This is a genomic window from Yoonia sp. (genome assembly GCF_046498525.1).
Lineage (GTDB): Bacteria > Pseudomonadota > Alphaproteobacteria > Rhodobacterales > Rhodobacteraceae > Yoonia.
This window is the reverse complement of sequence record NZ_JAWOAN010000126.1, coordinates 1-9,670: the sequence shown is the minus strand read 5'-3', so window position 1 is coordinate 9,670 and position 9,670 is coordinate 1. Positions and strand designations below refer to the sequence as shown.

The following is a 9,670-nucleotide window of genomic DNA, read 5'->3' as shown; positions in this document are numbered from 1 at the left end:
ATGCGCCAGATCGAGGCGGCCGAGCTGATGATGAACGCGAACAATTACACTCCGGCATACATCTCCGCGATCCTTGCGGGAACGCCTCAGGCGCAGTTGGTGGACACGAAAAAACCCAAGAAGATGAAGGGAATTACACCCGAGGCCATGGCGCGCATGGAACGGGAACTGGCCCGACTGCAGGAAGGGATCACCTCGATTCAGGACTCTTATGGGAAGGATCATCTGCAGCTGACTGTCGTAAAAGGGTATTTGGGAAAGTTGCTCCAGAACGCCCGTATCGTCCGGTACCTCATGCAGCACCGACCGGAATTTCTGGCGGAATTCCAAGCTATCACCGAGATGGCTTCCACCCCGCCACCCGAGGCACAGTAGCAGAGGCAATCAGAACTGATGGGGACCCGGACCCGATAAGCGCGGGGACCGCAGGAGACGCCGGACGGCGGGTCGGATCGAGCGCGGTGGTGGGGATAGCGGCGAACCCGCGCGGAGCCCACCAGGTTGGGCGAGGTTTCGCCGACCGCGTGACTACTGATGTAGTTGCGATATTTGCAGGCGTGTCGAAGGATCGCACGGTTCGGCACGCCTGCTCGAAAACTCACGAACAAAAAGAGAGCTGAACATCGCAAGTGTTGCGGATTAAGTCACTGATATAAAGAATATTTTCAGCCGCAATTAGTGGGGTCGGTCCTGCCGGAGATAACCTTTGGCTAAACCACCAATCATTTGATCAACTGTCATTTATGCTCTTCTCTGGCAGAGCACAGAGCGTGTTGACGAGCCGCATCAGCTCGACTGTTTCGCATTTTGCCTCGGGTAATCCCGACGAAATCTGGGGAAAGCCGCTCTACCCTGTCATCGAATAGTTGTGGCGCCATCTAACCGCATCGCTCGAAGAGCTGTTGCTAATCCCTAATTCTGTGGATTTGCACGCCATCCCCGCAAACCTCTTGGGCGATGTCGACGACATGCTGATGGTGGGTGAGATAGATTGCTTGTCCCTGTCGGCCGACCCGCTCCATCACGCGGCAGGCAGATCGCGTACGTTCTTCGTCAAAGGTCTCAAAGATATCATCGCAGAAGAATGGTAGCGATGTCCCCTGTTCTGCAAGTTGCTCGTAGGCGGCCGCCCGCAAAGCAAGATAGAGTTGGAACCGGGTACCTTTTGACATGTCCTGCGCTTGCTTTGCCATACCGCTCGCATCAAGCGCCAACAGAGTTTCCGAAGCACCATCAACTTGGGTCTGGAGATGAGAATAAGCTCCGTTCGTTAGTTCCGCGAAAGCAGCTTCGGTTGCCTGCATCATCGCATTGCGATGTTCATCGCGGTAGCGGCGAATTGCCGTTTCGGCGAGACGGTGGCCAAGGCTCAACTCAAGATGCCGGAGGGCTGCCTCCTGTAACTCAAGCTCCAGCGTCGTCTTCCGTTCGACGAGGCGCGCGATGTCATCATCCCCACTGATGGCGCGCAACTCTCTCTCTGCAGTGGTCCGTTCCTCGATGGCGCCCCTGTATAGGTCCTCAGCGCTTTCCAAATCGGAGCAGATCTCGTCCAGTTCGGAGCCTAGACTGGTTTGGCTCGCCCCCGCCAATACGGCGCGAGCTTCCTCTTGGCTCTCAAGGTGAAGGAAAGACAGCAAATCTCTTTCAAGTTCCGCGCGCCTGGCACGGTCATTGATGACGCCAGTGGCGGTACCGACAGATTGCCTCAGGGCGCCTAGCGAACTGGCATCAACACCTTGTGGAAAGAGCCGTGCCATCGCGGCAACCGCGAGGTCGATGTCGTCCAGCACTTTGTTGGCGTCGCCCTGCGCCTGTTCGAGTTCGTTGATTCGCTTGTTCAGTGCGAGCGATGTGTCCTCCTCACCGATAGCCTTCTCCGACAACCTCTTGAGCACGTCATAATCCGAAAGCGGCGAGCACGTGGCGGCGACACCAACTCGCTCAGCCAACTTGCTCATTTTCTCAGAGAACTGAGTCTGGTCCGCTTGCATGGCTGACACCTGGCGCTCGAGCACCACGCGCTCTTTTTCGCGCTCACGCAGATCGTGGAGCGGCTGAAAAGAGGTCTCAAGTAATTCGGTGTTCAGGCCTGCCGGTAAGACCTCTGACACTTGCTCTAGCCAATGGCGGCGTGCGGCGGCGGCGTCCTCTTCAAGGTCAGCAAGTCTGGCGGTCCGTTTCGTATGATCGCTCGTTAAATCATCGACACGGGACCTCGCGGCACGCAAGTCTTCCTGATAGGTGCGTTGTGCCGCAAGATCTCTTTTTGCAGCGGCAACGAGATCGTCAAAATCTTGCGTATCACGAATGACATGCTGTGACAGCTCATCCGTCAGCCGCTTCGACTTTTCGAAAGTCTCCCGATGCTCGTCCTGAAGACGGTGCAGTTCGGCCGAAGCCTGCGCGGCCGCTTCAAGCTTTCTTAGCCAGGTCACCAACGCCTCTGGCGCAATCGTCGCACTAATGCCAGCCTCACTCGCTGCAGCCGACAGCTGCTTCAAAACTGCGTCGCGCTCGTCAACCAGCGATGCAATTTTCTGCTCCACCAAATCTTTCCGAGCCTTTGATGCCGCGACATCCTGTTCGTGTTGGCGCAAGGTTCCAATATCCGCAAATTGCGAGAGGCGGAGATCCGTGGCGCCGTCGACACGCAACATCGCGCCCTCAAAATCCAGTGCGGTCTTATCGGTCAAGCTGGCCTTGTGCGCCTTCCAGAGGCCATCCCTGTCCGCCCTTATACTATGGGCCTCTTCATCATTGATGAGCCCGTCCATCCCCTTAATCTGCGCAATCCGCGCGCTGCGCTCGGCAAGCTCTGAGCGCGTTTTTTCAAGTTCAAGGATAGAGTTTTCGTGCTTACGTGTGATTTCCTGCACATCACCCAACAAAGCTTCGGCTTCTTCAAATATAATTGGACAAATGGGCAGGTCATCAAAGCTCTGCCCCTTGATCGTGAGTGCATCCAAAGCTGCGCGAGCATGTCGAAGTGCGGTCTTCACAGCCTCGGAGGCCGCCGCATGGCGCGCGGCGAGGTTATCAACACTGAAGCGCTCAAAGATCTCCTCCAGATCGACCACGGAAGACCCATCGGTACTAAGTGCACTCTGCGCGTCTTTGGCCGCCTCGATCTTTTCGTGCAGTTCCGTCAGTTCATCACGTTCGCGTTTGACCGAGTTCTCAGCATCACGCATTCGCTCGCGTGCCTGTTCGAGCTCTGACAACGCGGCAGGAAAAAGAACAAGGACCTTGGGATCGATGCCTGCGGGGGCACCAAGATCTCGGGCTGCAAGACGCAGGTCGTCGAGGATCTCGTCAAGCGCTGTGTGGCGCCGGTTAAGGTCGAGCTCCGCTGTGGCATATCGGCTTCTCAATGAATCCAGATCGTCCAGTTCCTGTGACAGCGCGAGGTGCTCAGGGTGGTGTTCAACCTCCAAAAGGTCTGCACGCAGCCCATCGATTTCCTCACCCAGCTTTTTGACGCTGCTCTGCGCCTTGGCCTGATCCGTCAGCATCCGCACCAAGTCTTCCGGGTCGATGTCCAGCTGCGCGGGCCATAAGCTGAACGGCTCGAGTTTTTCATCGAGCCCGTCGATCTCACGTAACACCGGCAGAGCCTTGAGCTTGGCTTCGAGCGCCGCCTTCGCCCCGAACAGTGCTTTTCGGCACCCGGAAACCTCGGTTTCTTCTGCATGAGCCTCATCGGCAGCCTGTTTCAGCTTGCGATACTGGGTTGCAGACACATCAAGGTCGCGGATTTGCCGCTCAACCTCAGCATATTCCTTCTTCAGGACTGCGAGACGTGTTGTGCTGGCCCGTTTACGATAGAGGCCATCGGCTTCGTCACGAACGCTGTCGAGCACCTCGGAGAGCTCGCTGATCCCAGCCGCAGCAGAAAACAACAGTCGCCCGATGTCACCCTTGGCCCGGGTAATTTCCTCACCACCCTTTTCGATCGTCATATCGTCCAGGCAAAGAAGGTTGCGGTAATCATCTTCCGAAAGGCCACCAAGATGTCCCTGCAGCGCGCTGTTCGGCAATTCTGCTCCATGCACATCGCGCAATGACGGATCCCGCGTCGGAAGCCGCGTGAACGCCGCCTCGGTGCCGTCGATATCCAGCAATCCAGAAACCCGCAGGTTCTTGCGCTGGTGCTGGAAATCGTAAGGTTCCCTATGGGGAAAGCCGTACAGAAGCCGTAGATAACCTTCCATAGTGGTGGTCTTCCCAGCTTCATTCGGACCATAGATCACGTGAAAGTCTGGAATTCCGGCCTCCCGTCGCGGCCCGAAATCATAGCCCCTACCAGTGAAGCCACCAAAAAGCTCAAGATCCAACTTTCGAAGGCGCATCATTCCGAAGCTCCCTTCATCAGTGCATAGAGATGTTTGGATCCGGCCTCCGCAAGATCCCGCGTCAGGTCAGCGAGAGCTGTCTCATCCGACAGTAGCTCGGCCCGTCGGGTGGACGGCAGCTGAGACAGCACGTCGTCGACTTCCGCCTGCGCTTGCGCAGCGAAACCCTCTTCCATTGCGATCTGCTTCATAAGCTGGCCAAGCTCGTCTGTGGCGCTGCTGTCTGCGACTGCGTTTGGCGCCTCCAGTGCAAAGTCGAGTTTTTCGACCCAAAGCCGCCCGGTTTCTTCGGTAATTTGCGAGACGGTTTCAGCCCAGACGTCTCTGTCGCGCAACACCTGCCAATGCTGCGTCGTGCGCCCCACAAGTGTTAGCCGCAAAATAGCATTGTTACCTGCCTGCAAGCCTTCGATCGGACCGTGGATGCCACTTCGGATCCGCTGGCGGATCTCATCATCATTTTCGGCCCCAGAAACATCAATGTTGTGCCCAAGAAAGGTAACGACCGAGGTTGGCACCTCTTCGATGGCAATACCTTCGTCTTCGATCGTTAAAAGCGTAGCCGACTTGGACCCGGCTTCGCCGATGTCCCGGCCCTGCAGGATCCCTGGCATGACAACCCATGGTGCCTCGCTGTGCACCTGACGTTTGTGTATGTGGCCTAGTGCCCAATAGTCGAAGCCCAGCGCCGAAAGCTCGGCGACCGAACAGGGCGCATAGTTGTCGTGCCCAGTTGCGCCGGCCAATGATGTGTGCAGCATCGCAATATTCACAGCACCTGGTACCGGCGCCTCAAACTTACTGAGCAGGCTGTCGGGGGCATGTTTGCCGTTGAAACTCACGCCGTGAATCCAAACATTTTTGCCCTCAAGCTGTTGTTTACCGCCCCGCCCATCGAAAATATGGACGTTGTCGGGGAGAGCCACTTCACCTGTGATAGGATTTTCAGCGTCGTGATTACCTTTAATGTAGAAAACTGGGATCCCCGCGGTCCGCAGCCTCTCCAATTGCCCTGTCAGAAAAGCTGCTGTTTTTGCGCTGCGCTGCGCACCGTCATACAGGTCGCCCGCGATCAGTAGTGCATCGACATTCTCAGCCAGAGATGTGTCAATAATCTGAACGAAGGCGGACCGCGTCGCAGACTGAATGCTTTCTCGCAAGGATTCATCGCGCAGAGCCAAGGATGTCAGCGGCGAGTCTAGGTGGACATCGGCAGTGTGTAATAACTTAATCAAACATCGTCTCCCAATATCCGGTGCGCACGTCCACTGCTCTGGCTTTGCTTCGCGTTTTCAAACCAGAAATTGCCCCCGAAGCTTGGGGCGAATCGTTCTTTCACGTTTAGACCAATCATAAAGCCTATGGGTGTCAAATTTTGTCAGGGAATAGACCCTCCAAGTTCCAAGCCAAAACAGATCTCGAAGTTCTAAGGTTGCATATCCGCCCTATTGTTTGCTGTGCTGTGCTTGCTTGAACGCAGTGTACGGAAACTGATTACCACAGCTTTAGACAAGATTGCTGTAAGCCTTTGCCATGCGTGCGCTAAGCGCTTCGATTTGACGAGAATAGAATCACCAGCGGTTCGAGTTCTTACTAAAATGCCGCTAGTGTTCCGTTTGGGGGGCAGTGGCGCATAGCAAAACCGGGCAAAATGTCGCTTTTTGTATAAGCTATTTATATTTTGGGCTGCTCTACCAAAAAAACTTCTTGCGTATGTGTTCATGCGTAATGCAATTAAATACCGCAGGCGTCGACAATCTGGATCGTCCTCCTGCAAACGTAACGTAGACAGCCTCTGGCTGTTGCACCTGTCGGGGCGAAACCTGGCATCCACGTAAGCGTCTTCAGATCTGCTTACGCATCAACGGAGTTAGGCGGTGAACATCACCGCATCGAATTTCGAAGTCACCGGAACAGTCCGGGGGCGTGGTGCGTATAGGAGGATTCCAAATGCCCACATTGAAGACTGAGCCAAAGGCTCTTGAACTACCGGCGACAAGTCGGTGGAAATTAATCCACGTAGCTCCGCAGGAGCTCGTGGATCACGGTTGTGAGTACATGCCGTGCCATAGCGAAGAGCAAATTCAGACGATCGTAGAAACGATCGGCAAGGTTGGATTCTCCCTGCCTGTGGTTACAAACGGGGAAAACTCGATTGTAAGCGGGCAAGGTCGTGTTGAAGCGGCCAGGAAACTAAAACTATCGTCGATTCCAACTATACCGCTTCAGTATATGACTGAGCAGGAGCGGCGTCTTCTTAGTATCGGTTTGATGCGCTTTGCAAGGCTGGGAAACTGGCAGCCAGGGTCTCTTGAAATTGATGTTCGCGGCCTGCCAAATATGCGTCTGAACACCGAGTTCAAAATTGACGGCGGATTCTGCGATGCCCGTGGAAATATGTCTTACCCAAAAGCACGTCGTTTGGCGTGACTTGTGAACCCGCACATCTTGTGCGGTTTCACCAAACAAAGCGAAGTGATCGGTGGGAGGGCCTGCCGATCTTGTGCCGGAGAAACCCGGCCCTTTGCAAAGAGCCATGAATGGCTCGGCCTTCACATTTCTTGAAACCGGCTGCGCTTCCCAGACAGGGGTGCAGCCCGCGTCAGCCCCGGCAAATCCGGGTGGCGCACAAGTTGTGGGGTAACCCCTATGTCTAAAATCTCCAACGAAGCGCATGCTTCGACCCTTCCGGCCGAAACCCGGCTGAAAATTGTTAATCGCGATCCTGGAAAACTGATTGCTTATGATGGCAACGCGCGGACGCATTCTGCTAAACAGATTGCACAGATCGCGGCGTCCATCAGAACATTTGGTTTCCTGAACCCTGTTTTGATCGGATCCGATGGCATCGTCATTGCCGGTCATGGCCGGGTTGCTGCAGCAATGCAGCTTGGTCTGGGCGAAGTTCCGACGATTGAACTTGCGCATTTGTCTGATGCTGAACGGCGTGCCTATGTCATTGCCGACAATCGCCTGGCAGAACTTGCCGGCTGGGATCGCGACATTCTCACAATTGAGCTTCAGTCACTTGCTGACATGGAGCTGGACTTTGAACTGGAAATCACCGGGTTTGAAACAGCCGAACTGGATTTGCTGCTCGATGGCGATTTCGGTGACGACGATGATCCTGGTGATGTTGTGCCTGAGACCTTGGAAGCTGCACCCGCAACGCGGCTTGGCGATGTCTGGCTGTTGGGCGATCATCGTCTGATCTGTGGCGATGCGCAGTTGTCTGAGACGTATGCCATACTGATGCAGGATGATCAGGCCCGCATGGTGTTCACTGATCCTCCCTACAATGTGAAAATCAGCGGCCACGTCTGCGGCTCTGGCGCGATTCAACACCGGGAATTTGCGATGGCGTCGGGTGAAATGGATCAGGCGGGATTTACCCGGTTTCTGGCAAAAGCGCTCACTGGCATGCGCAATGTCAGCGTGGATGGTGCCATTCACTTTGTCTGCATGGACTGGCGTCATATTGGAGAGCTGCAGAGTGCCGGGGACGGCATATATTCGGAGCTGAAGAACCTCATCGTCTGGAAAAAGTCGAATGGTGGTATGGGCACGTTTTACCGCTCGCAGCACGAACTGGTCTTTGCGTGGAAAGTCGGAACTGCGCCTCATATCAATACCTTTGGTCTTGGTGAAACAGGGCGCTACCGCACCAATGTCTGGGAATATCCTGGCGTAAACAGCTTTGGCGCTAACCAGAAAGATCTGGAGCTGCATCCGACTGTAAAGCCTGTGGCATTGGTAACTGATGCCATCAAAGATGTGACTCGTCGTGGTGACATTGTACTGGATGGCTTTGGCGGTTCCGGCACAACGCTGATTGCAGCCGAACGCTGTGGCCGCATTGCCCGGCTTGTCGAGCTTGATCCTGTCTATTGCGATGTGATTTGCCGCCGCTACGCGGCCCTGACAGGTAATGAGGCTGTTTTGGTGGAAACCGGTGAGCGTTTTGCCAACGCTGCTCTACGGCGTGCTGATGAAGTCTCGGCGCCTTCTGTGGAGGCGGCAGAATGAGCGATCAAAATGACAAATACCCGGTGGGCTATATGAGCCCGCCGGAACACACGCAGTTCAAGAAAGGAAAGTCTGGCAACCCGAAAGGGCGGCCCAAAAAGAAGGATGACCTATACACATTGCTACAGCGGGTACTGAAACGGAAAGTTCGAGTGAGCGGTGCAGGCCAGCAAATGCAAGTCCGTGAGGCGCTGATCCGCAAGCTGCGGGAACTGGCGCTGTCAGGCGACCGTCGTGCCATCGTTCTGCAGCGGCGTATTCTGGACGAAGCCGGGGTGAATCAGGCTGAACGCATCGATCCGGAAGAGAAAAAACGGCGGGTGCTTGATTTGCTCCGACGGATGGGCGTTACAATCATAGATGATGGAGCCGACAATGGCTGACGATTACAAAACCGGCTTTGGCAAGCCGCCGAAATCCAGTCAGTGGCAAAAGGGTCAGTCGGGCAATCCGAAGGGTCGCCCGAAAACAAGATTTGATCTGATCAATGATGCCGCAGCGATCCTTTCCGAGCCCGTCAGCGCCCGAACACCGCAGGGAAAAACTGTGTCACTCGACGGGTTCGAAGCGTCCTACCTCGCACTTTGCAAGAAGGGCCTCAAAGGCCATGTACCGTCCCTGCTCAAGGCGATCAACATCATGCTGGAAGTCCAGCCTGCTCTGGATGCTCGCGAAAGCGAGAAACGCCAGCAACATTATGATCTCATCGCCCATATGGATAAAATGGGGGTGAACACTGATGGTCTGAAGAAACGCTTCAGCGACTGATCTTTTGCCCGGTAGCGTTTCCTGACTCCTACCCCAGGCCCGAGTGCCGTGCGCAACATGCGTGCTCCACGGGAAGACGTCTCGGTTTTGAAGGGCGTAACGGCCATGATTGGCCTCGCGATGGATTACGAGACTGATCAAGAAGACCGTTATTTGGTTACTGGCAACAGCTGTGAATGCGTAGTAGGGGAGTGGCGCGTACCTGCCAAGCCTGTCCGTCAAAGATGACGTGCTGTCCGAATGCTGATGCCCGCAAGATCACCTGCGAAGAACATGAAGACGCCCGCCAAGTTGCCCGAGATATCGCGAAAACCAGACAATATGCCATCTCGATGCGGCTGCGCAAAAAGGTCGAGATGCTCTTCGCCCACCTCAAACGCATTCTCGGCCTCGGAAGGCTCCGATTACGTGGACCGTGCGGTGCAAACGACGAATTCCTGCTCGCCGCAACCGCCCAGAACCTCCGCAAACTGGCGAAGATCTTTCCTGCACCGCAGCAAACGCGCAAAGCCTGATAGGAA

Annotated in this window: 7 protein-coding genes and 1 pseudogene; 6 read left to right on the top strand and 2 right to left on the bottom strand. The window is 55.4% G+C overall.

All coding sequences use genetic code 11. From position 1 onward, the window contains the following. A partial coding sequence (locus tag R6T97_RS08730; protein ID WP_410348904.1) for a plasmid partitioning protein RepB C-terminal domain-containing protein occupies nucleotides 1–375 on the top strand: 375 nt, incomplete at its 5' end. Nucleotides 376–905: 530 nt separating this feature from the next. On the opposite strand, the gene R6T97_RS08725 is transcribed toward R6T97_RS08730, so the two are convergent. Beyond that, complete coding sequence (locus tag R6T97_RS08725) at nucleotides 906–4,355, bottom strand: AAA family ATPase (protein WP_410348903.1); 3,450 nt, start codon at nucleotides 4,353–4,355, stop codon at nucleotides 906–908. Beyond that, complete coding sequence (locus R6T97_RS08720; protein WP_410348902.1) at nucleotides 4,352–5,590, bottom strand: exonuclease SbcCD subunit D; 1,239 nt, start codon at nucleotides 5,588–5,590, stop codon at nucleotides 4,352–4,354. The genes R6T97_RS08725 and R6T97_RS08720 overlap by 4 nt, the downstream gene beginning before the upstream one ends. A gap of 715 nt (nucleotides 5,591–6,305) precedes the next feature. Here R6T97_RS08720 and R6T97_RS08715 point away from each other — a divergent pair. The 5 genes and pseudogenes from R6T97_RS08715 to R6T97_RS08695 form a co-directional block, all read left to right on the top strand. Next, entirely contained in the window at nucleotides 6,306–6,785 is a 480-nt protein-coding gene (locus R6T97_RS08715; protein WP_410348901.1) for a ParB N-terminal domain-containing protein, read from the top strand. 219 nt (nucleotides 6,786–7,004) lie between these two features. Continuing rightward, nucleotides 7,005–8,381, top strand: a complete 1,377-nt coding sequence (locus R6T97_RS08710) for a site-specific DNA-methyltransferase (protein ID WP_410348900.1) — start codon at nucleotides 7,005–7,007, stop codon at nucleotides 8,379–8,381. Continuing rightward, nucleotides 8,378–8,764, top strand: coding sequence for a DUF5681 domain-containing protein (locus R6T97_RS08705; RefSeq protein ID WP_410348899.1), 387 nt, complete (start codon nucleotides 8,378–8,380; stop codon nucleotides 8,762–8,764). The genes R6T97_RS08710 and R6T97_RS08705 overlap by 4 nt, the downstream gene beginning before the upstream one ends. Beyond that, entirely contained in the window at nucleotides 8,757–9,149 is a 393-nt protein-coding gene (locus tag R6T97_RS08700; RefSeq protein ID WP_410348898.1) for a DUF5681 domain-containing protein, read from the top strand. The genes R6T97_RS08705 and R6T97_RS08700 overlap by 8 nt, the downstream gene beginning before the upstream one ends. 194 nt (nucleotides 9,150–9,343) lie before the next feature. Then, nucleotides 9,344–9,664, top strand: a pseudogene (locus R6T97_RS08695) (transposase); the annotation flags it as partial. Nucleotides 9,665–9,670: the final 6 nt, after the last annotated feature.

Excerpts from the sequence above, each read along its gene's own strand:
- R6T97_RS08725 (WP_410348903.1), bottom strand. The coding sequence starts at position 4,355 with ATGATGCGCCTTCGAAAGTTGGATCTTGAGCTTTTTGGTGGCTTCACT.
- R6T97_RS08715 (WP_410348901.1), top strand. The coding sequence starts at position 6,306 with ATGCCCACATTGAAGACTGAGCCAAAGGCTCTTGAACTACCGGCGACA.
- R6T97_RS08710 (WP_410348900.1), top strand. The coding sequence starts at position 7,005 with ATGTCTAAAATCTCCAACGAAGCGCATGCTTCGACCCTTCCGGCCGAA.
- R6T97_RS08705 (WP_410348899.1), top strand. The coding sequence starts at position 8,378 with ATGAGCGATCAAAATGACAAATACCCGGTGGGCTATATGAGCCCGCCG.
- R6T97_RS08700 (WP_410348898.1), top strand. The coding sequence starts at position 8,757 with ATGGCTGACGATTACAAAACCGGCTTTGGCAAGCCGCCGAAATCCAGT.